Source organism: Pseudomonas sp. CP4 (genome assembly GCF_047758505.1).
GTDB lineage: Bacteria > Pseudomonadota > Gammaproteobacteria > Pseudomonadales > Pseudomonadaceae > Aquipseudomonas > Aquipseudomonas fluorescens_AO.
Map to the genome: position 1 here is coordinate 4,602,696 of NZ_CP180489.1, position 24,408 is coordinate 4,627,103.

Genomic DNA, 24,408 nt, shown 5'->3' on the forward strand with positions numbered 1-24,408 from the left:
GAGGGTTCGTGTCACAGGGCTGTCGCCTGAGGGTGACAGGCTGGCGCGGACCCTGAACTTCAAGTTTTTACACCAGGAGATATCAATGAGCGTACTCGTAGGCAAACAAGCCCCAGACTTCACCGTCCCGGCCGTACTCGGCAATGGCGAGATCGTTGACAGCTTCACCCTGTCCTCGGCCATCAAAGGCAAATACGGCCTGGTGTTCTTCTACCCGCTGGACTTCACCTTCGTCTGCCCGTCCGAGCTGATCGCTCTGGACAACCGCATGGCTGACTTCAAGGCACGCAACGTTGAAGTGATCGCTGTGTCGATCGACTCGCATTTCACCCACAACGCCTGGCGCAACACCCCGGTCAACAATGGCGGCATCGGCCAGGTGAAATACACCATGGCTGCCGACATGAAGCACGACATCGCCAAGGCATACGACGTTGAATCCGAAGGCGGCGTGGCGTTCCGTGGCGCGTTCCTGATCGACGACAAAGGCGTGGTTCGCTCGCAGATCATCAACGACCTGCCGCTGGGCCGTAACATGGAAGAGCTGATCCGTCTGGTCGACGCACTGCAATTCCACGAAGAGCATGGCGAAGTCTGCCCGGCCAACTGGAAGAAAGGCGACAAAGGCATGAACGCTTCGCCAGAAGGCGTTGCGGCTTACCTGACCGAGAACGCTGCAGCCCTGTAAGGCGCAACGTCGAGGTACAAAAAAACCGGCCCACGTGGCCGGTTTTTTCATGCGCAGGATTTGCTCGCCAAGGATCAGTCGTCGAAGTCTTCCCAGCCGCCCATCTGCTTCCAGCGATTGACGATGCCGCAGAACAGCTCAGCGGTCTTTTCGGTGTCGTAACGCGCCGAGTGCGCTTCACGACCGTCGAAATCGATGCCGGCGGCCTGACAGGCTTTCGCCAGCACGGTCTGACCGTACGCCAGACCGGCCAGCGTCGCGGTGTCGAAGCTGGAGAACGGGTGGAACGGGTTGCGCTTCATGTCCAGCCGCGCGACGGCTGCGTTGAGGAAACCCAGGTCGAAACTGCTGTTGTGCCCGACCAGAATCGCCCGTTTGCAGCCGTTGGCTTTCAGCGCCTTGCGGATGCCACGGAAGATGTCGGTCAGCGCGGTTTCTTCGCTGACGGCCATGCGCAGCGGGTGATCGAGCTTGATCCCGGTAAATTCCAGGGCTGCCGCTTCGACGTTGGCACCTTCAAATGGCTCGACGCGGAAGAAGTAGGTGTGATCCGGGTAGACGAAACCCTTTTCATCCATGGCGATGGTGGTCGCGGCAATCTCCAGCAAGGCATCGGTGGCTGCGTTGAAGCCACCGGTTTCTACGTCGACGACAACCGGCAGGTAGCCGCGAAAACGTGCTGCCATCGGATGCCGGGAACCGCCGCCGCCATTTTGACCGTCCAGTTCGTCGTCGAAATGCTCTTCACTCACGCGTGTTCCTCCAGCAGGCGCCAGCGCAGTTTTTCACCGGCGCGCAGCGGGATAACGGTCAGCTCGCCAAAGGGCAGGCTGGTCGGGGCGGTCCATTCTTCACGGACCAGGGTGATGCGATCGGTGTTAGCCGGCAGGCCGTAGAAACGCGGGCCATTGAGGCTGGCGAAGGCTTCGAGCTGGTCCAGCGCGTTACGCTGTTCGAACGCTTCGGCATACATCTCGATGGCGGCGTAAGCGGTGTAGCAACCGGCGCAACCGCAGGCGGCTTCCTTGGCGTGCTGGGCATGAGGCGCCGAGTCGGTGCCGAGGAAGAATTTGGCGCTGCCACTGGTAGCGGCATCGAGCAACGCTTCCTGATGGGTGTTGCGCTTGAGGATCGGCAGGCAATAGAAGTGCGGCCGAATCCCGCCGACCAGCATGTGGTTGCGGTTGTACAGCAGGTGATGCGCAGTGATGGTCGCGCCGACGTTGGCCGAAGCCTCGTTGACGAACTGCACGGCGTCGCCAGTGGTGATGTGTTCGAACACCACTTTCAGCGTCGGGAAACGCTCGACCACGCGACGCATGTGTTCATCGATGAAAATCTTTTCGCGGTCGAACACATCGACGTCGCCACGGGTAACTTCACCGTGGATCAACAGCGGCATGCCGACGTCGGCCATGGCCTCGAGCGCCGGAAAGATCTTGTCGATGCTGGTCACGCCGGAATCGGAGTTGGTGGTCGCGCCGGCCGGATACAGCTTGGCGGCGTAGACGAAACCGCTGGCCTTGGCCTGACGAATTTCTTCCGGTTGGGTGCGGTCGGTGAGGTACAGCACCATCAACGGCTCGAACTGACTGCCGGCCGGGCGGGCAGCGAGAATGCGCTGACGATAGCCGTCGGCTTCAGCGGCGTTGCGCACCGGCGGTACCAGGTTCGGCATGATGATCGCGCGCCCGAAGGTGCGGGCCACATCGGCAACGGTATTGGTCAACACGGCACCATCGCGAAGATGAATGTGCCAGTCGTCGGGACGCAGCAGGGTCAGGCGGTCGGACATGAGGGGATTCCAGGCGGGTCAAACTGAGGCGAATGCTACCGGAAAAGACTCTTGCAGGCACCCGCTATCAAGTTTTGCCACAAGCGTCCGATATCCCGAAGGTATGCCGTAAACATTGTGTGAATCGGTGTTTGTGTTTCACAAGCCAATGGAGCCTCCCGTGCGCCAGCGTTATTTAGCCCTGCTCAGTGTGTTTGCCAGCCTTCCCGCGATGGCGCTGACCTACCAGACCCGTCTGGAGAACATTGAGTGGACGGTCGCCGGCGACCAGTTCGAGTGCCGCCTGACGCAACCGATCACCGATTTCGGCTCGGGCGAGTTCGTGCGCAAGGCCGGAGAGCAGGCGATCTTTCGGCTGAACGCCTACAACGCCATGCTCGGCGGCGGTTCGGCGACCTTGCTCGCCGCCGCTGCACCATGGCAGCCGGGGCGTGGCGATATCAATCTGGGCTCTGTGCGGCTGGGCAGCGGCAATGTGTTGTTCAACAGCTCGCAATCGCAGGCTGGTGGATTGATGAGCGGTCTGCTGGACGGACGCAGCCCGGTAGTGCGCCGCGCGTCTGGCGATGGCCGGGTCTCGGAAGTGCGTCTGTTGCCGGTCAAGTTCAGCAAAGCGTTCAACGATTATCAAAGCTGTGTGGCGAAATTGCTGCCGCAAAATTTCGACCAGATCAAGCAATCGCAGATCGGCTTTCCCGGCGAGGGCGTTGAGCTGGACCCGGCCGCCAAGGCCAAGCTGCAAGTGATGCTCGAGTACATGAAGGCCGATCCGACGGTGAACCACATCGAACTCGATGGCCACTCCGACAATAGTGGCAATCGCCTGACCAACCGCGAACTGTCGCGGCGCCGGGCGCTGGCGGTGGTCGATTTCTTCAAGGCCAACGGCATCCAGGAGTCGCAGATCACCGTGCGTTTCCACGGCGAGCAGTATCCGATCGTGCCGAACACCAGCAAGGCCAATCGTGCGAAGAACCGGCGGGTCAACGTAAAACTGGCGCGCGTCGCACCGATTACCGCCCCGGCTCCGGCGCCGCAAGCGAGTACGCCGGCCACGGCCGCAGCGACTTCCTGACTCGCCGGTCATCGTCGCGCTCTCGACAGATTCTGTCGCTTTGTCGTCTTAAGCTGTCGCGCCTCTGTAAATTATCGCGTTTGAGCGGTAGACTCCCCGGCTTTCCGTAGAACCCCGTGGAGTGATGGCATGGCGGACGTAAACAAGGTCGTTCTGGCGTATTCCGGCGGCCTGGACACTTCGGTGATCCTCAAGTGGCTGCAGGATACTTATAACTGTGAAGTGGTGACCTTCACCGCCGATCTCGGTCAAGGCGAAGAGGTCGAACCGGCCCGCGCCAAGGCTCAGGCCATGGGCGTCAAAGAAATCTACATCGACGACCTGCGCGAAGAGTTCGTGCGTGATTTCGTGTTCCCGATGTTCCGCGCCAACACCGTTTACGAAGGCGAGTACCTGCTGGGTACTTCCATCGCCCGTCCGCTGATCGCCAAGCGTTTGATCGAAATCGCCAACGAAACCGGCGCCGACGCCATTTCCCATGGCGCCACCGGCAAGGGCAACGACCAGGTACGTTTCGAACTGGGCGCCTACGCGCTCAAGCCGGGCGTGAAAGTGATCGCCCCTTGGCGCGAGTGGGACCTGCTGTCCCGCGAGAAGCTGATGGACTACGCCGAGAAGCACGCGATCCCGATCGAGCGCCACGGCAAGAAAAAATCCCCGTACTCGATGGACGCCAACCTGCTGCACGTCTCCTATGAGGGCGGTGTGCTGGAAGACACCTGGACCGAGCACGAAGAAGACATGTGGCGCTGGACCGTCTCCCCGGAGAAGGCTCCCGACACCCCGCAATACCTGGAACTGACTTACCGCAACGGCGACATCGTCGCGGTGGACGGCGTCGAGATGACTCCGGCCACCGTTCTGGCGACGCTGAACAAGATCGGCGGCGAGCACGGTATCGGTCGTCTCGACATCGTCGAAAACCGTTATGTCGGCATGAAGTCCCGTGGCTGCTACGAGACCCCGGGCGGCACCATCATGCTGCGCGCTCACCGCGCCATCGAGTCGATCACTCTGGATCGCGAAGTCGCTCACCTCAAAGACGAGCTGATGCCCAAGTACGCCAGCCTGATCTACACCGGTTACTGGTGGAGCCCTGAGCGTCTGATGCTGCAACAGATGATCGACGCTTCGCAGGTCAACGTGAACGGTGTTGTGCGCCTGAAACTGTACAAGGGCAACGTCATCGTCACCGGCCGCAAGTCCGACGATTCGCTGTTCGACGCCAACATCGCCACTTTTGAAGAAGACGGCGGTGCTTACAACCAGGCGGACGCGGCGGGCTTCATCAAGCTCAACGCGCTGCGCATGCGGATTGCTGCCAACAAGGGTCGCAAGTTGTTCTGAGCGGTTCAGATCGACGCGCAATAAAAAAGGCGGCCTGTTCAGGGCCGCCTTTTTTTTCGGAATTTTTGTGTGGTTCATCAAGCCGTTTCTCTTGTCTGCCTGTTGGCGGGTCGTCCCGTCAGCTTGTTCGCCCCAGCAAGGTGACTGTCTGCGTGCACAGGTTGTAAACGACACACAGCGCTGTGCCTGAGCTTTTCTTCGCCTGTTTGAGCTGTTGCAGCGCGGTATGTGCCGGAGAGTCCGAAACATGATTCGACAGGAAAACCAGAACACGCGGTTTTTTTTTCCCACCGCTCCGGAGAGTTTCGAGAATCGCATCGAATTCTCTGGACGCGTCAACATCTCTGGCGTCGATAATGTTCAGTTCGCTTATCAGTGGTGACAGCTTGATGGTCTGGACCACCGGGCTGGCCTGGCTTGCCATGTCGAGCGGAGGGTCGGGCGCGTTATGGATCCTGCAGGGACGCTGAAATCCGCCCCCCGCAGTGTTGCTGGATACCACACAGCTGGTTATCTCGAAAGCGCACGGTTCATCGGTTTTACGCAACGGTACTTTTCGTTCGCTCTCGCGTTCCGGATGTCCAGTCGCCTTGAGGAAGCTTTTGTCTTTGCCGAAATCCGAGGGTGAGTAGAGGGAGCGGTGATTGAAGTTGAGCGTGATGAAAAAAAGAAATAACAAGTAAAAGGGAAAACTGATCAGAAACCACACATAGATTTCCCGATCCTTATTATCCAGAAACGGCAGCGAGACCGCCGCGGATGTTTCCGAAAGAATGGCAAATATGGCGATAACTGTCATTGGGTTGGTTATCTTGTTCTTTATCTTGAGCATGATTAAGTTCTATGTTGTGTGTTGGGTATTGACTGTTTCTATATATAGCAAAAGCGATCATTAAAGTTTCTGGGTGTTGTTTCAAGTTTTATAGACTGGCTGAGGGTGTGTCGAACTTGCGGTGCTGTCGCTTCGTAACGTCATATGTCTAATCGGCAATCAGCACGACAATTCGGGGGAAGATGGCATTACGTATGACTTCGGCGCGGCGTAGGACGCGTAGGCGTTTATCCGCAAAATCGATGCGGTCTTGAAGCAAGCAGTACGATTAGGCTGGGTATGGCGGGGTCTATTTGTGGGAATTATCCTCAATACCTGTAGGGAATGTCTCTCGATGCAAGTGCGTGTAAAAGTTGCTATGCGCTACAGCAAGTGACTGGGATATCGTGCGTGTTCTAAAAATTCGAACAGCGAAAACTGGACTTGCCCATGAATAAAGTGCTGATCGTGGATGACCATCCCGTCATTCGACTTGCGGTACGTATGCTGATGGAACGGCATGGCTACGAAGTCATTGCAGAAACGGATAATGGCGTTGATGCACTACAAATTGCTCGCGAACAAATGCCGGATCTTGTCATTCTGGATATCGGGATACCCAAACTCGACGGGCTGGAAGTTATTGCGCGCCTGACGTCCACCGCCATGCCGGTCAAAGTTCTGGTGCTGACCTCCCAGGCTCCCGGACATTTTTCCATGCGCTGCATGCAGTCAGGCGCTGCGGGATATGTATGCAAACAGCAAGATCTGACCGAATTGCTGAGTGCGATCAAGGCAGTTCTATCCGGCTACAGCTATTTCCCCAATCAGGCCCTGCATACCGTGCGAACCAGTCTGGGCAATGCGAGTGAAGCGGACATGGTCGATCGTCTGTCCGGGCGGGAAATGATGGTGTTGCAGCAGCTGGCGCGCGGCAAGACCAACAAGGAAATCGCTGATGGCATGTTCTTGAGCAACAAGACCGTGAGCACTTACAAGACTCGTCTGTTGCTGAAACTCAATGCGCGGTCTCTGGTTGATCTGATCGAGTTGGCGCAGCGCAATGGCCTGGTATGAACGATTCGACAACTGAGACCGTCATGGGCCGATCAAGCTTGGTTGTCGCAGAAAATGAAAAGCCTCCGCTTCGGGAGGCCTTCAGGTATCACAGATCAAAGTCGTAATCGGCCAATTGCCTTTGCAGTCGGCGCTCCTCAAGCAGGTTGTCGATTGTGCGACGCTTGCTGAGGTTGGTCTTCGCCACCTCAACCACCGGTTCGACCTCATCGGCCTCGACGGCAATAAAATCTTCTTCTACATCCAGTTGCTCTTTGTCGGTACTCATGAAGTCAACTCCCGGCTAAGACTGCCTTTGGCGCTCCTTATATCGACATTACTGCGGCGGGTAAAAAAGATTTTTTCAATCGATGGATACGAAAAACCGATGACGGCTCAATCGTCAGAAGTTTTATGTTTGTATTCGCACAGATCTTCAATGCGGCAGCTACCGCAGCGCGGTTTGCGCGCCAGGCAAACATAGCGGCCATGCAAAATCAGCCAGTGATGGGAGTCGAGCAGGAATTCTTTCGGTACAAACTTCATCAGTTTCATTTCAACTTCCACCACATTTTTCCCCGGCGCGATGCCGGTGCGATTGCTGACGCGAAAAATGTGCGTGTCGACGGCCATGGTCAATTGACGGAAAGCGGTATTGAGCACCACGTTCGCGGTCTTGCGTCCGACGCCGGGCAATGCTTCCAGCTCTTCCCGGGTCTGCGGAACTTCGCCGCCGTGGCGTTCAACCAGCAAACGGCAGGTTTCGATGACGTTTTTCGCCTTGCTGTTGTACAGGCCGATGGTCTTGATGTACTCGGACAGCCCTTCGACGCCCAGCGCATGAATCGCGGCGGGGGTGTTGGCGACGGGAAAGAGTCTGGCGGTGGCCTTGTTGACGCCGACATCGGTGGACTGCGCCGAAAGAATCACCGCAATCAGCAGCTCGAACGGCGAAGAGTAGGCCAGTTCGGTTTTCGGCTCGGGATTGTCTTCGTGCAGTCGGCGAAATATCTCAAGACGTTTTGCAGCATTCATGGGCGATGCGTTTCCTTGATGACAGAGTGACGGCGTGTCCACGCCTGATGTACGGCGAGAAGCAAACCCGATAAAACCAAAGCGCCGGGAACCAGCGTAAACAGATGCAATCCCTCGGGGAATAAAACCAGACCTGGCCAATGCGTCGATAATCCTCGGCCAAGGGTGCCATGGCCGATGATTTCGCGCAGACCGCCGATCACCAGCATGAGCGTACCGAACATCACGCAGCGTTTGAGGCACTTGGTCATCGGCGCGCGAAGGAAACCACTGCATTCGAGCGCTACGCATTGCAAGGCAATGAGCCCTATATAAACCTCCGAGGTCTGGCGCCACGGTAGAAACCAGCGTTGCGCCGAAAGATCCGCGCAACTGGTCAAGGTTGCTGCGACTACCAGGCTGGCCAGCAAAACGCTTGTGCTCGCCAAGTGATTGCGCAGCGACGCCATACACACGGCAAACAGGCCGATTACCACGCTGAGCATCAAGATCATGCCCAACGCAGCGTTCAATGTTTGGGTGGCGCCCAGTAGCGGCACCAGCATCAGTAAACTCACCGTGCGTTTCATGGGTCAGTCCTCAACAGCAGCGCCCGATGCTCATCGAAGTAACGCAGTGCGTCATGGATCGCGTTGATGGCGGCACGGGAGGTTATGGTCGCGCCAGCGATTTGATCAAACTGCCCCTGATCCTTTTTCAGCGCCCAACCGGCGTCTGTTGGTTCACTGACAGATTTACCCGTGAAATTCTGCAGCCAGGTACTCGGCCATTCACCGATGTGACCACCCAATCCCGGCGTTTCGCGCTGCTCAAGGGTTTTTACGCCCAGAAGTTTGCCATTTGCATCAATGGCAATCAGCAGTTCCAAAGTCCCCGCGTAACCTTCGCTGCGACTGCGCAACAGCACCGCCACGGTTTGCCCGGAGCGGGTCGCGCGGTAGCCGCCCGACAGCGTGCTATGGGGCCGTGCTGTGGCGGCGAGCGTCAGCGGTTGCTTCAGCGGCTGATTGTCGTAGTAATTGGCAGGAATCACATCGAGCACTTTGCGGCTGTCGAGCAAGTGCTGTTCGGCGGCAATTTGCAGTGCGCTGCTGCGCTGCAGCAGGTACGTCGCGCTGACGCCGCCGAGCGCCAGCAGCACAACCGCCATGACACTGGCTGAGCGGTTCACGCGTTCACCGCAGGCTGGCGGCTGGCGGCGAAGCGCTCCAGCGTCGGCACCAGCAGATTCATCAGCAACACCGCAAACGCGACGCCGTCCGGGTAACCACCCCAAGTGCGAATCAGATAGGTGAGCAAGCCGACGCCAATGCCGAACAACAGGCGGGCGAGGGCGCTTTTCGCGCCGGACACAGGTTCGGTCACGATAAAAAATGCACCGAGCATGGTCGCGCCGCTGAGCAGATGAAACAGCGGCGAACCATGGGAATCCGACCCCGATCCGTTCCAGCACAACAGGCTGATGACGAACAGGCTGGCGAGCATCCCCACCGGTGCGTGCCAGGAAAAGATCCGCCGCTGCAACAGCAGCAGGCCGCCGAGCAGAAACGCCAGATTCACCCATTCCACACCGCGCCCGCCGAAGCGGCCGAAGGCCGGGTTGCTGGCGAACAGCTCATCGATGGTCAGGCTTTTATTGATGCGCAGACTGTCCAGTGCCGTGGCCTGCGCCCAAGCGTCCGGTGCTGGAGCCGGGTTGAAAACCTGTTGCAATGCCGAGAGGAAATCGAGGCCATGACCGGGCCAATGCGTCATCACATGCGGAAACAGCACCATGCTCAGGACAAAGCCAAGCATCGCCGGGTTGAACGGGTTTTTGCCGACGCCGCCATACAGGTGCTTGCCGAATAACAAGCCTGAAACGGTCGCGGTGACCGTCAGCCACCAAGGGCAATAGGCCGGCAGCGCAACGGCCAGCAACATTGCACTGACCAGCGCGCTGCCATCACGCAGTGCCGTTTGTACCGATTGCCGACGCAGACGGGCGACGCTCGCTTCGACGAGCAAAGCACTGACAACCGCCAACAGCAAATTGATCAACACGCCCCAGCCATACAGCCAGAACAAAGCGAGCAGCCCCGGCAGCGCCGCGAGCAGCACGGTATTCATCGCCTGTTGCAGGCGATCGTCCGCTGCCTCAAGGGGTGGCATGGTCTTGCACCTGGCGCTCGGCGTCAGCCACGGCTTGCTCCAGTGTTGCGATCTGCTCCGGCGCAGCCTCTGCCGCCTGAGCCTTTTTCAGCTCGGCGCGGCGCATGGCCAGTTGAATCTTCGCCCGTTTCAGCTCTGCGTCGTTGCTCGGGGCAGGGGTGACGGGCATAACCGGTTGGCTGCTTTCCAGCTTTGCCAGCGCTTGCTCGGCGGCTTCGAATTGTTGCTGCAGGACGATCAGTTGCGACTGCTGCTCGAACGTCGGCGGATGGCCGAAAGCTTTCAGCGATTTATGCAACTGAGCCCGACTCATCGCCACATCGACCTTGGCCTTCTTCAGCGCCGCATCGGCGTTAGCGGCTTTTTGTGCGCGCACCCGCTCAAGTGCAGCCTGCACCGGGTCGGCGGTCGACACTTGCGGTTGTGCCGCACGCTGGGCTCGCGCCTCGCGTTCGGCCTGCTTTTGCTGTTCTTCGCGCAGCAAGCGCTGGTTGCGTCGCTCGAAACGCTGGCGCGCGTGGTCACGCTTTTCGGCGCGGGCACGCTGTTCTTCGAGATTGAATGCGAGACCACCAACCACTGGAATGGTGTCAGCAGGCAGCGGATGCATTTCAATGCAGTCGACCGGGCACGGCGCGACGCACAGATCACAACCGGTGCATTCGTCGATCAGCACGGTGTGCATCAGCTTTGCCGCGCCAACAATGGCATCAACCGGGCAGGCCTGGATGCACTTGGTGCAACCGATGCATTCGGCCTCGCGGATGAAGGCGACCTGCGGCGGTGCCGGGCCACGGCTGATGTCCAGTTCCAGCACCGGTATTTTCAACAGCTCGGCCAGGGCAGCGATGGTTTCCTCGCCGCCGGGCGGGCACTTGTTGATCGGCTCGCCGTCAACGATGCCTTGTGCATACGGTTTGCATCCGGGATGGCCGCACTTGCCGCACTGGGTCTGCGGCAGCAGGGCATCGATGCGTTGAAGCAGACTCATGTTTTGATCAATCCACTGAATCCGAGAAAAATCACTGCAATCAGTCCGGCGCTGATCAGATCGACCGGCAAGCCGCGAAAGGGCAGAGGAATATCGTTGTCGGCCGTGCGCTGGCGCAGATCGCAGAATACGCTCAGCACCAGCCAGAAGCCCAACCCTGCGCCAACGCTCAAGGCTGTCGCATGCAGCAGGCCTTGATCGTTTTGTGCGTTGATCAACGCCAGTCCGAGTACGCCGGCATTGCCGAGCAGCAGCGGCCACAATCCATCGAACGGCCAGTCTGGCAGCCCGCGCGCCAGCAGTTTCAGCAGCGGCGTGATCAGCAACACGCTCAGCGGCAAAAACACAAACACGCGCAGCGCTTCAAGCTGCAACGGCACCAGCAACCCATGCCAGATCGCCTGACCAATGACGCCAACAAGCACCATCAGGCACAGCGTCGCCAATCCCAGCGCATGCACTTGGCGTCGGCTACCCGCCAGCAGCGGAGCGACGCCCAGCGGCCAGTGCAACACGAAGTTGTTGAGCAGCGCAGCACTGATCAGCGTTAACACGAGTTCGGTCATGGTTCTGCCAGCGAAACGGGCGGGTGTCTCTCAAGGGTAGGCACTATCGGGCCAGATATGAAAAATCCCACCGCCATGCAGAGCACGTCGGTGGGATCGTTTTACGGCAACGTCTTACTTGATGCGCTGACCCGGCTTGGCGCCGCTGTCCGGGCTCAGCAGGTAAATCTCTTCACCGCCGGGACCGGCTGCCATCACCATGCCTTCGGAGATACCGAACTTCATTTTCCGTGGCTTGAGGTTGGCGATCATCATGGTCAGGCGACCGTCGAGCTTGGACGGGTCCGGATACGCGCTTTTGATCCCGGAGAACACGTTGCGTTGCTCGTCACCGATGTCGAGCGTCAGGCGCAGCAGCTTGTCCGCGCCTTCGACGTGTTCGGCCTTGACGATCAAGGCGACGCGCAGGTCGATGGCAGCAAAGGCGTCGAAGTCGATTTCCGGCGACAGCGGATCCTTCGCCAGTTCGCCGTTGCCCGCAGGGGCGGCGGCGCCAGTGTCGGTCTGGCTGGCGGTCAGGTCTTCTTTCGAGGCGTCGGTCATGGCTTGGACTTTTACCGGGTCGATGCGGGTCATCAACGGTTTGAATTCGTTCAACTGATGGTTGGCCAGCAACGTGGTGTGGTCATTCCAGGTCAGCGGCGCGACGTTGAGGAACGCCTCGGCATCGGCGGCCAGCAGCGGCAGCACCGGTTTGAGGAAGATCACCAACTGGCGGAACAGGTTGATGCCGGTGGCGCAGATCGCCTGGACTTCATCCTGCTTGCCTTCCTGCTTGTTCAACGACCACGGGGCCTTGTCGGCAATCCACGCGTTGGCGCGGTCAGCCAGGGCCATGGTTTCACGCATGGCGCGGGCGAAGTCGCGGGCTTCATAAGCGTCGGCAATGCTCGGCGCGGCGGCGAGGAAGGCCTCGGTCAGCTCCGGCGCGGCATTGTTGTCGACCAGCAGGCCGCCGTTACCCTTGTGGATAAATCCGGCGCAACGGCTGGCGATGTTGACCACTTTGCCGACCAGGTCAGAGTTGACCTTCTGTACGAAGTCTTCGAGGTTCAGGTCGAGGTCATCGACGCCACGGCCGAGCTTGGCCGCGTAGTAGTAGCGCAGGTATTCCGGCGACAGGTGATCGAGATAAGTGCGGGCCTTGATGAACGTGCCGCGCGACTTCGACATCTTCTGGCCGTTGACGGTCAGGTAGCCGTGCACGTTGATGCCGGTCGGCTTGCGGTAGCCGGCGCCTTCGAGCATGGCTGGCCAGAACAGCGCGTGGAAGTTGACGATGTCCTTGCCGATGAAGTGGTACAGCTCGGCAGTGGAGTCCTTGCCCCAGAACGCATCGAAATCCAGCTCCGGCGTGCGGTTGCAGAGGTTCTTGAAGCTGGCCATGTAGCCGATCGGCGCATCCAGCCACACGTAGAAGTACTTGCCCGGTTCGCCCGGAATCTCGAAGCCGAAGTACGGCGCATCGCGGGAGATGTCCCACTGCTGCAGGCCGGCGTCCAGCCATTCGGCGATCTTGTTGGCCACGGCGTCTTGCAGGGTGCCGCTGCGTGTCCAGGTCTGAAGCATGTCCTGGAAGTCCGGCAGCTTGAAGAAGAAGTGCTGGGAATCCTTGAGCACCGGAGTGGCGCCGGAGATCGCCGACTTCGGATCCTTCAGGTCAGTCGGGGCGTAGGTCGCGCCGCATTTTTCGCAGTTGTCGCCGTACTGGTCTTCGGTGCCGCATTTCGGGCAGGTGCCCTTGATGAAGCGGTCGGCCAGGAACATTTTCTTTTCCGGGTCGAAATACTGCGTGATCGAACGCTGGGCGATGTGCCCGGCGTCACGCAGCTTGAGGTAGATCTGGCTCGACAGCTCACGGTTTTCTTCGGCGTGAGTGGAGTGGAAGTTGTCGAAATCAACCAGGAAGTCGGCAAAGTCGGCGCTGTGTTCAGCCTGTACGTTGGCGATCAGTTGCTCTGGGGTGATGCCTTCCTTTTCCGCGCGCAGCATGATCGCCGAACCGTGGGCGTCGTCGGCGCAGACATAAATGCATTGGTTGCCGCGATGCTTCTGGAAGCGCACCCACATATCGGTCTGGATGTATTCCAGCATATGGCCAAGGTGGATCGAACCGTTGGCGTAGGGCAGGGCGCTGGTGACGAGGATCTTGCGTGGCTCGGACATGGGGCTTCGCTACTTGATGAAACGGAGGTCGGCCACTATAAAGCGCCGGGCAAGATATTTCACCCCTGCAAATCGTTGCCGGGCATGCCGTCCGGAGGACAGAAGGGGTACGATAGCCGCCATCTTTTCCAGTCTCGTTATCGGAGTTGCCCATGAGCGCCGTCACTCGCGCAGCGGTGGAAGCCGTCCTCAGCCAATACACCGACCCTTACCTGAACCAGGACCCGGTCAGCGCCGGTTGCGTGAAAAACATCGAGATCATCGGTGACCGCGTCAATGTGCAGCTGGAAATCGGCTACGCCGCCGGTCTGTTCAAGAGTGGTTGGGCGCAATTGCTGCAACTGGCCATCGAAAACCTCGACGGCGTGGTCATTGCCCGCGTCGAGGTCAACAGCGTGATCGCCGCACACAAGGCCCAGGCGCAGATTCCGGGGCTGGCCAACGTCAAGAACGTGGTTGCCGTAGCTTCAGGCAAGGGCGGCGTGGGCAAGTCGACCACCGCTGCCAACCTCGCGCTCGCACTGGCCCGCGAAGGCGCCAAAGTGGGGATTCTCGACGCCGATATCTACGGCCCGAGCCAGGGCATCATGTTCGGTATTCCCGAGCGCACCCGCCCAGAGGTCAAGGACCAGAAATGGTTTGTGCCGCTCAAGGCCCACGGTGTCGAAGTGATGTCGATGGCGTTCCTGACCGACGACAACACGCCGATGGTCTGGCGCGGGCCGATGGTCTCCGGCGCGCTGCTGCAACTGGTCACGCAAACCGCGTGGGGCGATCTGGATTATCTGGTCATCGACATGCCGCCAGGCACCGGCGACATCCAGCTGACCCTGGCACAGAAAGTCCCGGTGGCGGGCGCGGTGATCGTCACCACGCCACAGGACCTGGCGCTGCTCGACGCACGCAAAGGCGTGGAAATGTTCCGCAAGGTCAACATTCCGGTGCTGGGCGTGGTGGAAAACATGGCCGTGCACATCTGCTCGAACTGCGGGCATGCCGAGCATCTGTTCGGTGAGGGCGGTGGCGAGAAGCTTGCCACTCAATATGGCGTGGAACTGCTGGCATCGCTGCCGCTGTCGATGCTGATCCGCGAACAGGCCGATGGCGGCAAGCCGACCGTGATTGCCGAACCGGACAGCCAGATCGCCATGGTCTACCAGGAACTGGCCCGCCACGTCGGCGCTCGTATTGTGCTGCAGGAAGCGGCGACACCGGCGATGCCGAATATCACCATCAGCGACGATTGATCCATCAGCGGCGCTGAAAAACCTGTGGGAGCGAGCCTGCTCGCGAAAGCGGTAGATCAGACAACCAATGGGTTGAATGACACACCGCATTCGCGAGCAGGCTCGCTCCCACATTTGTTTCAGGGTGACAGTCAGATGCGCAAGCCGCCATCCATCTCCAGAATCCGTCCGGTGTAGTAGTCGTTCTCGAAGATATACGCCGCCGAATGGGCGATCTCCTCCGGCTTGCCCATGCGCTTGAGCGGTATCCCTGACGTCATTTTCTCCAGCGCTTCTGGTTTCATGCCCAAAGTCATCTCGGTTTCGATGAAGCCCGGCGCAATGCCCGCGACGCGAATGCCGTAACGCGCCAGTTCCTTCGCCCAGGTCACGGTTGCGGCTGCGACGCCAGCCTTGGCTGCGGAATAGTTGGTCTGGCCGACGTTGCCCGCGCGGGAGATCGACGAAATGTTGATGATCGCGCCGTTGTTCTTCAGCTCGACCATCTTCGCCGCCACCTCACGGGTGCAGAGGAACACGCCGGTCAGGTTGACGTCGATCACCGCCTGCCACTGGGCCAGGCTCATCTTGGTCATTTCGCCGTCCTTGACCTTCAGCAGCAGACCATCGCGCAGGATTCCGGCGTTGTTGATCAGGCCGTGGATGGCACCGAAGTCTTCGGCCACTTGCGCGACCATGTGCTCGACCTGTTCTTCATTGGCGACGTTGCACAGGTAGCTGCGGGCTTCGACGCCTTTGGCTTTACAGGCGGCCACGGCGTCGTCGAGTTTTTCCTGATTCAGATCAACCAGGGCCAGCTTGGCGCCCTTGCCGGCGAAATACTCGGCCATGGAACGGCCCAAACCCTGGCAACCGCCGGTGATAATGATTACTTTGTCGTTGAGTTGCATTCGCATGTCCCGCTGGCAGGTCTGAGTTGTTTTTGTTGTCGGCAACGCTCGATCGGCACCGGCCCGGGCCAGATTGCAGAGCAACATTTGCCCGGTGCGTGCCGGTTACTTTTCGCTGCGCGCCTGTCCGTTTTCTAGGCGGAACCCATTTAAGGAGTCACAAATTGAGCGTTGAAGTGGCGAAGAATGCCCTAGAATTGCTTCTCAAGGAATACCGTGGAGTGCTGTCGACCCACTCGAAATCGATGCCCGGTTTTCCGTTCGGCTCCGTGGTGCCGTATTGCCTGGACGCGCAGGGCCGGCCGCTGATCCTGATCAGCCGCATCGCCCAGCACACACATAACCTGCACAAAGATCCGAAGTGCTCGATGCTGGTGGGCGAGCGCGAGGCCGACGATGTGCAGGCGGTCGGGCGCCTGACGTATCTGGCCGAAGCGCAGAAGCTCGAAGACCCGGCAGCCATCGAGGCCGCCGCCGAGCGTTATTACCGCTACTTTCCGGATTCGCAGAATTATCACCAGGCCCACGATTTCGATTTCTGGGTGCTCAATCCGGTGCGCCATCGCTACATCGGCGGATTTGGCGCGATCCACTGGATCGACGATCTGACCCTGGCCAACCCGTTCGCCGGCAAGGCGGAAATCAACATGGTCGAGCACATGAACAGCGATCACGCCAAGGCCATCGCCCATTACGTCGAGCTCGCCGGCCTGCCCAACAGCGTGCCGGCGCAACTGGCCGGGATTGACAGCGAAGGCATGCACCTGCGCATCGGTCAGGCGGTCTATTGGCTTCCCTTTGCAGCGTCATGTAATACGCCGACACAAGTGCGCGAGGCCTTGGTTTCTCTGGCTCACGCCCAGTCCTGGCCGAAAAAAGCGCAAAGTTAAGCTTGAATTCACGCAAGGGCGACGTCATCTAATGCTTACTGCAAGGCATTTCTTGCGTTGAGGAAACTTTGATGCGCCCTTTTCTGTTGCTCTTTCTGCTGTTTCCAGTGCTGGAGCTGTTCGTATTCGTCAAAGTGGCAGGCTCTATCGGGTTCTTCCCGGCCCTGCTGCTGATCATTCTCGGCTCGATGTTCGGTGTGTTCGTCCTGCGCGTCGCCGGTCTGGCCACCGCATTGCGTGCCCGGGAAAGCCTGAACCGCGGCGAATTGCCCGCACAGACCATGCTCGAAGGCCTGATGCTGGCGCTGGCCGGAGGCCTGTTGATCATTCCCGGCTTCATCAGTGACGTGGTCGGTCTGGTGATGCTGTTGCCGATCACCCGTCGTCTGCTGGCGAACAAGATGCGCCAGCGCGCCGAAGACCAGGCGATGCGCCAGCGTGCCTTCGCCGACGACCTGCAACCCCGTGGCGGCCCGGCCCCGCGCGAACCGCTGGGTCGAGAGCCGAATGTGATCGAAGGCGAGTTCGAACATCGCGACAACAAGTAACACAGCATCGACACGGCACCTGCGGGTGCCGTGCTCGTTTATGGCGTTTTTTTACTGCGTGGCGATGAAAAATTTTTTCCGCCAGCCCTTGTAATCGGCTTGTGCGCCCCTATGTATCGGTCACCGAAAGGTTTCCGGTATTCAAACCGGACAGACTTGCGCGGTTCGCTCGACGGACCGCAACCGGCGCAGGCCGGATTCGTTAAACCCGCCGGGACTACACCGGCCGATGAAAACCACAATTAGGAGAGATCGACAATGAAGCTTCGTCCTCTGCATGACCGCGTCGTCATCCGTCGCAGCGAAGAAGAAAAGAAAACCGCTGGCGGTATCGTCCTGCCAGGTTCGGCTGCTGAAAAGGCCAACCACGGTGTGATTCTCGCTGTAGGCCCGGGCAAAGCTCTGGAAAACGGTGAAGTGCGTGCACTGTCCGTGAAGGAAGGCGACAAGGTTGTGTTCGGTCCTTACTCCGGCAGCAACACTGTGAAAGTCGATGGCGAAGACCTGCTGGTAATGAGCGAGAACGAAATTCTCGCGGTTATCGAAGGCTGATATCCCCGTTCATTTTCCCGTTACTACAAAGTATTTAAGGAATATCGATCATGGCTGCTAAAGAAGTTAAGTTCGGCGATGCCGCCCGCTCCAAGATGCTCAAAGGCGTCAACGTTCTGGCTGACGCGGTAAAAGCGACCCTGGGCCCGAAAGGCCGTAACGTGATCCTCGAGAAGAGCTTCGGCGCTCCGACCATCACCAAGGACGGCGTTTCCGTCGCCAAAGAAATCGAACTCGAAGATCGCTTCGAAAACATGGGCGCGCAGCTGGTCAAAGACGTTGCCTCCCGTGCCAACGATGACGCTGGTGACGGTACTACCACCGCTACCGTTCTGGCTCAGTCGATCGTCAACGAAGGCCTGAAAGCCGTCGCTGCCGGCATGAACCCGATGGACCTCAAGCGCGGCATCGACAAGGCGACCATCGCCATTGTCAAAGAGCTCAAAGCCCTGTCCAAGCCATGCGCTGATTTCAAAGCCATCGCTCAGGTCGGCACTATCTCGGCCAACTCCGACAACTCCATCGGCGACATCATTGCCGAAGCCATGGAAAAAGTCGGTAAAGAAGGCGTGATCACCGTTGAAGAAGGCTCGGGCCTGGAAAACGAACTGTCGGTTGTAGAAGGCATGCAGTTCGACCGTGGCTACCTGTCGCCATACTTCGTCAACAAGCCAGACACCATGGTTGCCGAGCTCGACGGCCCGCTGATCCTGCTGGTCGACAAGAAGATCTCGAACATCCGCGAAATGCTGCCAGTGCTGGAAGCCGTTGCCAAAGCCGGCCGCCCACTGCTGATCGTGGCCGAAGACGTTGAAGGCGAAGCCCTGGCGACTCTGGTGGTGAACAACATGCGTGGCATCGTCAAAGTCGCTGCCGTCAAGGCACCGGGCTTCGGCGACCGTCGCAAGGCCATGCTGCAGGACATCGCTGTTCTGACCGGCGGTACCGTTATCTCCGAAGAGATCGGTCTGAGCCTGGAAAGCACCACCCTGGAGCACCTGGGTAACGCCAAGCGCGTGACCCTGTCCAAGGAAAACACCATCATCGTTGACGGTGCTGGCGTACAGGCTGACATCGAAGGCCGTATCGCTCAGATCCGTGCCCAGGTTGCCGAAACTTCCTCGGACTACGACCGTGAAAAACTGCAAGAGCGTCTGGCCAAGCTGTCCGGCGGCGTTGCAGTGATCAAGGTTGGCGCTGGTTCCGAAGTTGAAATGAAAGAGAAGAAAGCCCGCGTTGAAGACGCCCTGCACGCAACCCGCGCAGCCGTTGAAGAAGGCGTGGTACCTGGCGGTGGCGTGGCGCTGATCCGTGCTCTGGAAGCACTGACCGAGCTGACCGGCGACAACGCTGACCAGAACGTCGGTATCGCTGTGCTGCGTCGCGCTGTTGAAGCGCCGCTGCGTCAGATCGCTGCCAACTCCGGTGACGAGCCAAGCGTAGTCGTCAACGAAGTGAAGAACGGCAAAGGTAACTTCGGTTACAACGCTGCTTCCGGCGAATACGGCGACATGATCGAAATGGGCATCCTGGACCCTACCAAGGTAACCCGTTCGGCTCTGCAAGCTGCAGCCTCCATCGGCGGTCTGATCCTGACCACCGAAGCAGCTGTTGCTGACGCACCGAAGAAAGAAGGTGCAGCTGGCGGCGGTATGCCAGACATGGGCGGCATGGGTGGCATGGGCGGCATGATGTAAGCCAGCCTTACCCCTGTAACGAAAAAACCCCGCCTGTGAAAGCAGGCGGGGTTTTTTATTGCCCGAATTTGGGCGGGCTACAGACCGAGGTGTGGCCATCGCTGGCAAGCCAGCTCCCACAGGAATCCAAGGTCAGGCACAGAGTGTCTGAACACTTTCAGTCCCTGTGGGAGCTGGCTTGCCAGCGATGGCGTTCGATCAAGCGCTGACGGGGCGTGCTTTGACAACCGTTGCAGCCTTGCTCGCCGGGCGATACAGCACCCAGTAATAAGCCCCCAGACAAATCAGCCAGCAGAAAATAGCCGTCCACACGTTGTGCGAAAAGAAGTGCGCGCCCTGCATCATGCGGCTGATCGAGAACACCGAGCCCAGCGCAAAGGCAAACACAAACGCCTGTCGTGCGAGTCGCGGACGACGGTCGCGCAACACGAAGAACAACGCAAACAGGGTAAACCCGGTCGCCGCATGGCCACCCGGCCAGCAACGTCCCGGCTTGTCAGTGGCGGGGCGATGCTCCATCAGTTTGCTGTAGGTCTCGTGGCCGCCGAATTGCTCCAGGCTCCACGGGCATTGCACGGCGGTGACGGCTTTGACTGGCGTAACAAACGAAGTCGCCAGCCCCAGCGACAGCACCAGACAGCCCAGTTCGCGCTTGAACGGTTTCAGCCGTTCGATGAAAAACGCACCGATGAAACCGAGAATGGCGAACACCGAAAAGCCGATGACCACCTGTTTCGCCCGGTCATGCAGGATGTCTTCAAGGAAATAGCTGTGGCGCCCGATGAAATCGCCGGCGACCGGGTCGTAGAACATTTGCGCCAGAACCATGTCCAGATCGGTCAGTTCCAGCAACAGCAGAATGATCGCCGCCACCGCTGGGATGCCCAGACACAGCCACCAGTTCAGTGGCCTCGAAGCGGGAAGGGCAGAGGTCGACACCATGGGCAGATTCCTTGGTCGATGAAAAGAAAGGGAGAGCGCAATCGCGCGGAGTCTGCGCGCGCAGGCGTCGGCGATTTGTTAACCGAAAGTGAAAAAATCGTCGCAGCGCGCACGGCGCAGATTTATCGAAAAACGCCCCTAGCCCTGAGCCACACTTGGCCGTAAGCTGCGCGGGCCAAGACGGCCGTTACCCCGTTCGGAGGAGATGTCCATGCGAATTCTGCTGGTCGAAGACAACCGTGACATCCTGGCCAATCTGGCCGATTACCTGGGCATGAAAGGCTATACCGTCGATTGCGCCCAGGATGGTCTGTCCGGTCTGCATCTGGCGGCGACCGAGCATTACGACCTGATCGTGCTCGACATCATGTTGCCTGGCATCGATGGCTACACCTTGTGCAAACGCCTGCGTGAAGACGCCCGGCGTGACACGCCGGTGATCATGCTCACCGCCCGTGATCAACTCGACGACCGCCTGCAGGGCTTCAAGTCCGGCGCCGACGATTACCTGATCAAACCGTTCGCTTTGTCCGAACTGGCCGCGCGCGTCGAAGCGGTCATGCGTCGTGCCCAGGGCGGCGGCCGCCGTGCGTTGCAGGTCGGCGACCTGAGTTACGACCTCGATACCCTGGAAGTCACCCGCGAAGGCAAGTTGCTCAAGCTCAACCCGGTGGGCCTCAAGCTGCTCGCGGTGTTGATGCAGAAGAGCCCGCACGTGCTGCGCCGGGAGATTCTCGAAGAAGCACTGTGGGGCGACGACTGCCCCGACAGCGACAGCCTGCGCAGCCATGTTCACCAGTTGCGCCAGGTGATCGACAAGCCATTCGCCAAGCCACTGCTGCATACCGTGCACGGTGTCGGTTATCGCTTGGCTGAGGGGCGAGATGGAGTTTAAGCAAAGTCTTTCCCAGCGGATCATCATCGCCTTTGCGCTGATGAGTGCGCTGGTGGCCGGCGCCTTCGCCATGGGCATCGTCGCCACGGTGCACCTGGTGGAGGAGAAGCTGATTTCCGCAGGGCTGGGCGGCGACCTGCAACGTTTGCTGTTGATGGACAACGTCTCCGACTGGAGCCATCGCCCCGAGCCTGACCAGCTGTTCTATTTCAGCGGTGGGCCGGGAGACTTCGAACTGCCCAAGGATCTGCGTCACCTCGATGCCGGTTTCCATGAAGTGTTTCGCGAGCAGCTGTCCTATCACGCCATGGTTGAAGTGGTAGATGGCCGGCGTTATGTCTTGCTGCAGGATCAAAGCGATTTCGAAGAGCGCGAGCGCGTGCTGTTTGCCGTGGTGCTGGTGGGTTTCGTGCTCAGCCTGGCGCTGGCGGTGTTTCTTGGCTGGGTGCTCGCGCGCAAAGTGATGGCGCCGGTGGTTCGCCTGGCCCGGCAGGTTCGCCATCGCGACCAGTTGCTCGGCTTGGCGCCACCCCTGGCGCCGGATTACGCGGCGGATGAAGTCGGTGAACTGGCGGTGGCATTCGACGCCACGCTGGGGCGTCTGCGTCAGGCGCTGACCCGCGAAAGGCTGTTCACCAGCGATGTCAGCCACGAGTTGCGCACGCCGCTGATGGTCTTGGCCAGTTCCTGCGAATTGCTGCTGGAAAACCCCGGGATCGATCAGCGTGGCCGCGCCCAGGTCCAGCGCATTGCCCGGGCCAGCGAAGAGATGCGCGAACTGGTGCAGACCTTCCTGATGCTGGCGCGCGCACAGAACGAAGAAGCCGGGGCGGCGCCGCAGCAGAACCTGACGCAAGTAGCCGACAGCCTGCTGTGCCTGTGGCGCGAACCGATCGAGCGCAAGGGCCTGACGCTGTTGTTCGAGACGGGTAACCCACCTGACACGCGTTTCAACGCGACCTTGCTGAACGCGGTGATGGGCAACTTGCTGCGCAATGCTCTGCATTACACCGAGCAGGGCTTCATTCGCCTGACCCTCACTGCCAACGGATTTGTCGTCGAGGATTCGGGGGTGGGTATTCCCGAGGAGAAACGCGAGGCGATGTTCGAGCCCTTTGTGCGCGGCAGCGAGAAACGTGGCGAGGGTCTCGGCCTCGGTTTATCGCTGGTGCAGCGCATCTGCGAAAACCAGGGCTGGACGGTCAGCCTGAGCACAATGGACCCCAATGGCTGCCGATTCGAGGTAGATCTTGGCGTGAATGCCAGTAAATAGTGGCTCGAGGCTACTCCCGCCCACCTGTCTAAATCCTGTATAACGTTGTAATACTTTGCCGATTTACCTGACAGAATTTTCACAATTGGATGACCTGACGCTGACACGTCGCTGCCTAAGGTGACGTCATCAGAACTCAGGAGTCCAGATGATGGCCGGCCCGATCAAGCTCGATTTTTCCGAAAAGTACGACGACCAACACGCACAACGCTACCTGCGCAAGCACCAGGAGAGCCTTGGCCGCCGCCTGTCGCACTGGCGCGACGAGCAATTGGGGCGCAAGGCCCTGGCGCTGGCGGGGGATCCCGGACTGGTGCTGGATCTGCCCTGCGGCGCAGGGCGTTTCTGGCCGATGCTCGCGGAAAAGCCCAATCGGGTAATCATCGGTGCGGACAACTCCGAGTCGATGATCAAGACCGCGCTGCAAGGCCAGCCGGCCGATGTGGTCAAGCGCGTACAACCGCTGCACACCTCGGCGTTCGATATTGCCTTGCCGGATAATGCGGTCGATAGCATCTTCTGCATGCGTCTGCTTCACCATATCGGTGAAGCCGAGCACCGTAAGGTGATCCTGCGCGAATTCGAGCGGGTCACCCGCGACAGCGTGATTGTTTCATTGTGGGTCGATGGCAACTTCAAGGCGTGGAAGCGCAAGCGCGCCGAGCTGGACCGGCCGAATCGTGATTACCAGAATCGCTTTCTGATTCCGGCGGCGACGATCGAAAAAGAATTTGAACAGGCGGGTTTCCGCATTCAGGAACAACTGGACTTTATACCGCTCTATGCGATGTGGCGGGTTTACGTATTACGCAAGAGGTAGAGGATGGCAGTGCAAGCAGCGGTTGGAGCGGATCTCGCTTCGCAAGATGGTTTCGATTATTACTGGGCCCAGCGTGGCGAATGGGTGGAAGAACCCAACGTGCGCCGCGGTGGTGAAAGCGGGGTACAGCGCATCGTCGGCCGTGACGGCCAGTTGCTGTACGCCAAGCGCCAGACCGGGCACATCTATCGCAGCTGGTTGCACCCGTTCGGTCGCCCGACCGTATTGCGTGAACTCGATGCGCTGACCGGCGTGAGCAAACTCGGTGTGCGGGTTCCGCAGATCGTCTTTTGCGGCGCGCAACCGGATCCGCAATACAAGTGGCGCGCACTGCTCGTCACCAAATCACTCGATGGCTTTCAGGAACTGGAGCACTGGCTGGCCGCTGCTGGTGGTCGCGATCAATGTGGCGATGTGGTTTACGAGCGCGTGCTCAAGGACCTCGCCGAAAACCTCGCGCGCATGCACAAGGGCCGCTGGCAGCACAGCTGCATTTACATCAAGCACGTTTTCGTGCGCGTGACCGGTGAAGGCGAAGCGGCGCAGGTTGAAGTGGCGTTGATCGATCTGGAGAAATGCCGCCAGCGCCTGACCGCCTATCGCGCTGCGCAGCATGACATGAAGCAACTGCGTCGCCATTCGTCGTTCCGCGATGCCGACTGGAAAAAACTCGTCTACTTTTATGAGACGGCGTTTGGCAGCGCTATCAAAGGTTTATAGCGATGAAACTCGAAATTGCACGAGGTTTGTTCCTGGTCGGGGCCTTGGCAGTTGCTTCACTGGCGGTGGCTGCCTGGGAGCAGCCGCGCATGCAGGTCATAGGGGCGTCCGGGAACGACGCTCATTGTTCGGTTCCACGGGTGGCGAAAGCCTCCGTGGCGACCCAGCCCGATCATGATTTGCTGTTGTTCATGTTCGGGCTGTCCCAGGGAATGAGGCCAGCCAGTTGACACGATTCAAGCCCAAATAAAAG

General features: G+C 59.4%; 27 protein-coding genes. 14 read left to right on the forward strand and 13 right to left on the reverse strand.

All coding sequences use genetic code 11. The features are described from left to right. The first annotated feature begins 85 nt into the window (after window positions 1-85). The gene (locus tag ACMYUN_RS20735; protein WP_003227723.1) at window positions 86-688 is read left to right on the forward strand and encodes a peroxiredoxin; all 603 of its coding nucleotides are present in this window, start codon (window positions 86-88) and stop codon (window positions 686-688) included. 74 nt (window positions 689-762) lie between these two features. Here the strand turns inward: ACMYUN_RS20735 and rnt are convergent, their stop codons facing one another. Next, a complete protein-coding gene (gene rnt, locus ACMYUN_RS20740; RefSeq protein WP_090285860.1) occupies window positions 763-1,440 on the reverse strand; it encodes a ribonuclease T in 678 nt (225 codons plus the stop codon). Next, complete coding sequence (gene pyrC / locus ACMYUN_RS20745; protein WP_039758357.1) at window positions 1,437-2,483, reverse strand: dihydroorotase; 1,047 nt, start codon at window positions 2,481-2,483, stop codon at window positions 1,437-1,439. Before pyrC ends, rnt begins: the two co-directional genes overlap by 4 nt. 160 nt (window positions 2,484-2,643) lie before the next feature. Here pyrC and ACMYUN_RS20750 point away from each other — a divergent pair, with 160 nt between their 5' ends. After that, window positions 2,644-3,558 carry a flagellar protein MotY gene (locus ACMYUN_RS20750; RefSeq protein ID WP_415761631.1) on the forward strand — a complete coding sequence of 305 codons (915 nt, stop codon included), beginning with the start codon at window positions 2,644-2,646 and terminating at the stop codon, window positions 3,556-3,558. Window positions 3,559-3,687: 129 nt separating this feature from the next. Then, complete coding sequence (locus tag ACMYUN_RS20755) at window positions 3,688-4,905, forward strand: argininosuccinate synthase (RefSeq protein WP_415761632.1); 1,218 nt, start codon at window positions 3,688-3,690, stop codon at window positions 4,903-4,905. 118 nt (window positions 4,906-5,023) lie between these two features. Here the strand turns inward: ACMYUN_RS20755 and ACMYUN_RS20760 are convergent, their stop codons facing one another. After that, window positions 5,024-5,737, reverse strand: a complete 714-nt coding sequence (locus tag ACMYUN_RS20760) for a hypothetical protein (protein WP_415761633.1) — start codon at window positions 5,735-5,737, stop codon at window positions 5,024-5,026. Window positions 5,738-6,166: 429 nt separating this feature from the next. Here ACMYUN_RS20760 and ACMYUN_RS20765 point away from each other — a divergent pair, with 429 nt between their 5' ends. After that, window positions 6,167-6,793, forward strand: a complete 627-nt coding sequence (locus tag ACMYUN_RS20765; protein ID WP_129997567.1) for a response regulator transcription factor — start codon at window positions 6,167-6,169, stop codon at window positions 6,791-6,793. Window positions 6,794-6,881: 88 nt separating this feature from the next. Here the strand turns inward: ACMYUN_RS20765 and ACMYUN_RS20770 are convergent, their stop codons facing one another. From ACMYUN_RS20770 to metG, 8 genes are all read right to left on the reverse strand, one after another. Next, the gene (locus tag ACMYUN_RS20770) at window positions 6,882-7,061 is read right to left on the reverse strand and encodes a PA3496 family putative envelope integrity protein (RefSeq protein WP_016773409.1); all 180 of its coding nucleotides are present in this window, start codon (window positions 7,059-7,061) and stop codon (window positions 6,882-6,884) included. Between the two features lie 107 nt (window positions 7,062-7,168). Further along, window positions 7,169-7,807, reverse strand: coding sequence for an endonuclease III (gene nth / locus ACMYUN_RS20775; RefSeq protein WP_039758344.1), 639 nt, complete (start codon window positions 7,805-7,807; stop codon window positions 7,169-7,171). Continuing rightward, window positions 7,804-8,376 carry an Rnf-Nqr domain containing protein gene (locus tag ACMYUN_RS20780; protein WP_129997566.1) on the reverse strand — a complete coding sequence of 191 codons (573 nt, stop codon included), beginning with the start codon at window positions 8,374-8,376 and terminating at the stop codon, window positions 7,804-7,806. The genes nth and ACMYUN_RS20780 overlap by 4 nt, the downstream gene beginning before the upstream one ends. Further along, window positions 8,373-8,978, reverse strand: a complete 606-nt coding sequence (locus tag ACMYUN_RS20785) for an RnfABCDGE type electron transport complex subunit G (RefSeq protein WP_415761634.1) — start codon at window positions 8,976-8,978, stop codon at window positions 8,373-8,375. Before ACMYUN_RS20785 ends, ACMYUN_RS20780 begins: the two co-directional genes overlap by 4 nt. Continuing rightward, complete coding sequence (locus tag ACMYUN_RS20790) at window positions 8,975-9,958, reverse strand: RnfABCDGE type electron transport complex subunit D (protein WP_415761635.1); 984 nt, start codon at window positions 9,956-9,958, stop codon at window positions 8,975-8,977. The genes ACMYUN_RS20785 and ACMYUN_RS20790 overlap by 4 nt, the downstream gene beginning before the upstream one ends. Then, on the reverse strand, window positions 9,945-10,949 hold the full coding sequence (rsxB, locus tag ACMYUN_RS20795; RefSeq protein WP_415761636.1) for an electron transport complex subunit RsxB: 1,005 nt from the start codon (window positions 10,947-10,949) through the stop codon (window positions 9,945-9,947). Before rsxB ends, ACMYUN_RS20790 begins: the two co-directional genes overlap by 14 nt. Beyond that, window positions 10,946-11,515, reverse strand: coding sequence for an Rnf-Nqr domain containing protein (locus ACMYUN_RS20800; RefSeq protein WP_415761638.1), 570 nt, complete (start codon window positions 11,513-11,515; stop codon window positions 10,946-10,948). Before ACMYUN_RS20800 ends, rsxB begins: the two co-directional genes overlap by 4 nt. Before the next feature lie 114 nt (window positions 11,516-11,629). Next, complete coding sequence (metG, locus tag ACMYUN_RS20805; RefSeq protein ID WP_415761639.1) at window positions 11,630-13,681, reverse strand: methionine--tRNA ligase; 2,052 nt, start codon at window positions 13,679-13,681, stop codon at window positions 11,630-11,632. Between the two features lie 152 nt (window positions 13,682-13,833). Between metG and apbC the strand changes: the two genes are divergently transcribed. Next, window positions 13,834-14,928, forward strand: coding sequence for an iron-sulfur cluster carrier protein ApbC (apbC, locus tag ACMYUN_RS20810; protein ID WP_415761640.1), 1,095 nt, complete (start codon window positions 13,834-13,836; stop codon window positions 14,926-14,928). Between the two features lie 131 nt (window positions 14,929-15,059). On the opposite strand, the gene ACMYUN_RS20815 is transcribed toward apbC, so the two are convergent. After that, complete coding sequence (locus ACMYUN_RS20815) at window positions 15,060-15,818, reverse strand: SDR family oxidoreductase (protein ID WP_039758329.1); 759 nt, start codon at window positions 15,816-15,818, stop codon at window positions 15,060-15,062. 164 nt (window positions 15,819-15,982) lie between these two features. On the opposite strand from ACMYUN_RS20815, the gene ACMYUN_RS20820 reads away from it, so the two are divergent. The 4 genes from ACMYUN_RS20820 (at window position 15,983) to groL (ending at window position 19,505) form a co-directional block, all read left to right on the forward strand. Beyond that, the gene (locus tag ACMYUN_RS20820; RefSeq protein ID WP_415761641.1) at window positions 15,983-16,708 is read left to right on the forward strand and encodes a HugZ family protein; all 726 of its coding nucleotides are present in this window, start codon (window positions 15,983-15,985) and stop codon (window positions 16,706-16,708) included. Window positions 16,709-16,779: 71 nt separating this feature from the next. Next, window positions 16,780-17,256: an FxsA family protein gene (locus ACMYUN_RS20825; protein WP_415761642.1), complete on the forward strand. Its 477-nt coding sequence runs from the start codon at window positions 16,780-16,782 to the stop codon at window positions 17,254-17,256. Window positions 17,257-17,514: 258 nt separating this feature from the next. After that, complete coding sequence (locus ACMYUN_RS20830) at window positions 17,515-17,808, forward strand: co-chaperone GroES (protein ID WP_007916610.1); 294 nt, start codon at window positions 17,515-17,517, stop codon at window positions 17,806-17,808. Window positions 17,809-17,858: 50 nt separating this feature from the next. Continuing rightward, entirely contained in the window at window positions 17,859-19,505 is a 1,647-nt protein-coding gene (groL, locus tag ACMYUN_RS20835) for a chaperonin GroEL (protein WP_064365078.1), read from the forward strand. 198 nt (window positions 19,506-19,703) lie between these two features. Here groL and ACMYUN_RS20840 read toward each other — a convergent pair whose 3' ends face one another. Beyond that, a complete protein-coding gene (locus tag ACMYUN_RS20840; protein ID WP_129997559.1) occupies window positions 19,704-20,447 on the reverse strand; it encodes a phosphatase PAP2 family protein in 744 nt (247 codons plus the stop codon). Between the two features lie 211 nt (window positions 20,448-20,658). On the opposite strand from ACMYUN_RS20840, the gene colR reads away from it, so the two are divergent. The 5 genes from colR (at window position 20,659) to ACMYUN_RS20865 (ending at window position 24,385) form a co-directional block, all read left to right on the forward strand. Then, window positions 20,659-21,342, forward strand: coding sequence for a two-component system response regulator ColR (gene colR, locus ACMYUN_RS20845; RefSeq protein ID WP_016773421.1), 684 nt, complete (start codon window positions 20,659-20,661; stop codon window positions 21,340-21,342). Further along, a complete protein-coding gene (locus ACMYUN_RS20850) occupies window positions 21,332-22,615 on the forward strand; it encodes a sensor histidine kinase (RefSeq protein ID WP_415761643.1) in 1,284 nt (427 codons plus the stop codon). The genes colR and ACMYUN_RS20850 overlap by 11 nt, the downstream gene beginning before the upstream one ends. A gap of 151 nt (window positions 22,616-22,766) precedes the next feature. Beyond that, entirely contained in the window at window positions 22,767-23,435 is a 669-nt protein-coding gene (locus ACMYUN_RS20855; RefSeq protein WP_039758514.1) for a class I SAM-dependent methyltransferase, read from the forward strand. Between the two features lie 3 nt (window positions 23,436-23,438). Next, on the forward strand, window positions 23,439-24,155 hold the full coding sequence (locus ACMYUN_RS20860) for a lipopolysaccharide kinase InaA family protein (protein WP_039758312.1): 717 nt from the start codon (window positions 23,439-23,441) through the stop codon (window positions 24,153-24,155). Between the two features lie 2 nt (window positions 24,156-24,157). Continuing rightward, a complete protein-coding gene (locus tag ACMYUN_RS20865; protein WP_016773424.1) occupies window positions 24,158-24,385 on the forward strand; it encodes a hypothetical protein in 228 nt (75 codons plus the stop codon). Window positions 24,386-24,408 lie beyond the last annotated feature (23 nt).

Coding starts and splice junctions, on each gene's coding strand:
- ACMYUN_RS20735 (WP_003227723.1), top strand. CDS start 86: ATGAGCGTACTCGTAGGCAAACAAGCCCCAGACTTCACCGTCCCGGCC.
- pyrC (WP_039758357.1), bottom strand. CDS start 2,483: ATGTCCGACCGCCTGACCCTGCTGCGTCCCGACGACTGGCACATTCAT.
- ACMYUN_RS20755 (WP_415761632.1), top strand. CDS start 3,688: ATGGCGGACGTAAACAAGGTCGTTCTGGCGTATTCCGGCGGCCTGGAC.
- ACMYUN_RS20760 (WP_415761633.1), bottom strand. CDS start 5,737: ATGCTCAAGATAAAGAACAAGATAACCAACCCAATGACAGTTATCGCC.
- ACMYUN_RS20765 (WP_129997567.1), top strand. CDS start 6,167: ATGAATAAAGTGCTGATCGTGGATGACCATCCCGTCATTCGACTTGCG.
- ACMYUN_RS20770 (WP_016773409.1), bottom strand. CDS start 7,061: ATGAGTACCGACAAAGAGCAACTGGATGTAGAAGAAGATTTTATTGCC.
- nth (WP_039758344.1), bottom strand. CDS start 7,807: ATGAATGCTGCAAAACGTCTTGAGATATTTCGCCGACTGCACGAAGAC.
- ACMYUN_RS20780 (WP_129997566.1), bottom strand. CDS start 8,376: ATGAAACGCACGGTGAGTTTACTGATGCTGGTGCCGCTACTGGGCGCC.
- ACMYUN_RS20790 (WP_415761635.1), bottom strand. CDS start 9,958: ATGCCACCCCTTGAGGCAGCGGACGATCGCCTGCAACAGGCGATGAAT.
- rsxB (WP_415761636.1), bottom strand. CDS start 10,949: ATGAGTCTGCTTCAACGCATCGATGCCCTGCTGCCGCAGACCCAGTGC.
- ACMYUN_RS20800 (WP_415761638.1), bottom strand. CDS start 11,515: ATGACCGAACTCGTGTTAACGCTGATCAGTGCTGCGCTGCTCAACAAC.
- metG (WP_415761639.1), bottom strand. CDS start 13,681: ATGTCCGAGCCACGCAAGATCCTCGTCACCAGCGCCCTGCCCTACGCC.
- apbC (WP_415761640.1), top strand. CDS start 13,834: ATGAGCGCCGTCACTCGCGCAGCGGTGGAAGCCGTCCTCAGCCAATAC.
- ACMYUN_RS20815 (WP_039758329.1), bottom strand. CDS start 15,818: ATGCAACTCAACGACAAAGTAATCATTATCACCGGCGGTTGCCAGGGT.
- ACMYUN_RS20825 (WP_415761642.1), top strand. CDS start 16,780: ATGCGCCCTTTTCTGTTGCTCTTTCTGCTGTTTCCAGTGCTGGAGCTG.
- ACMYUN_RS20830 (WP_007916610.1), top strand. CDS start 17,515: ATGAAGCTTCGTCCTCTGCATGACCGCGTCGTCATCCGTCGCAGCGAA.
- groL (WP_064365078.1), top strand. CDS start 17,859: ATGGCTGCTAAAGAAGTTAAGTTCGGCGATGCCGCCCGCTCCAAGATG.
- ACMYUN_RS20840 (WP_129997559.1), bottom strand. CDS start 20,447: ATGGTGTCGACCTCTGCCCTTCCCGCTTCGAGGCCACTGAACTGGTGG.
- colR (WP_016773421.1), top strand. CDS start 20,659: ATGCGAATTCTGCTGGTCGAAGACAACCGTGACATCCTGGCCAATCTG.
- ACMYUN_RS20850 (WP_415761643.1), top strand. CDS start 21,332: ATGGAGTTTAAGCAAAGTCTTTCCCAGCGGATCATCATCGCCTTTGCG.
- ACMYUN_RS20855 (WP_039758514.1), top strand. CDS start 22,767: ATGGCCGGCCCGATCAAGCTCGATTTTTCCGAAAAGTACGACGACCAA.
- ACMYUN_RS20860 (WP_039758312.1), top strand. CDS start 23,439: ATGGCAGTGCAAGCAGCGGTTGGAGCGGATCTCGCTTCGCAAGATGGT.
- ACMYUN_RS20865 (WP_016773424.1), top strand. CDS start 24,158: ATGAAACTCGAAATTGCACGAGGTTTGTTCCTGGTCGGGGCCTTGGCA.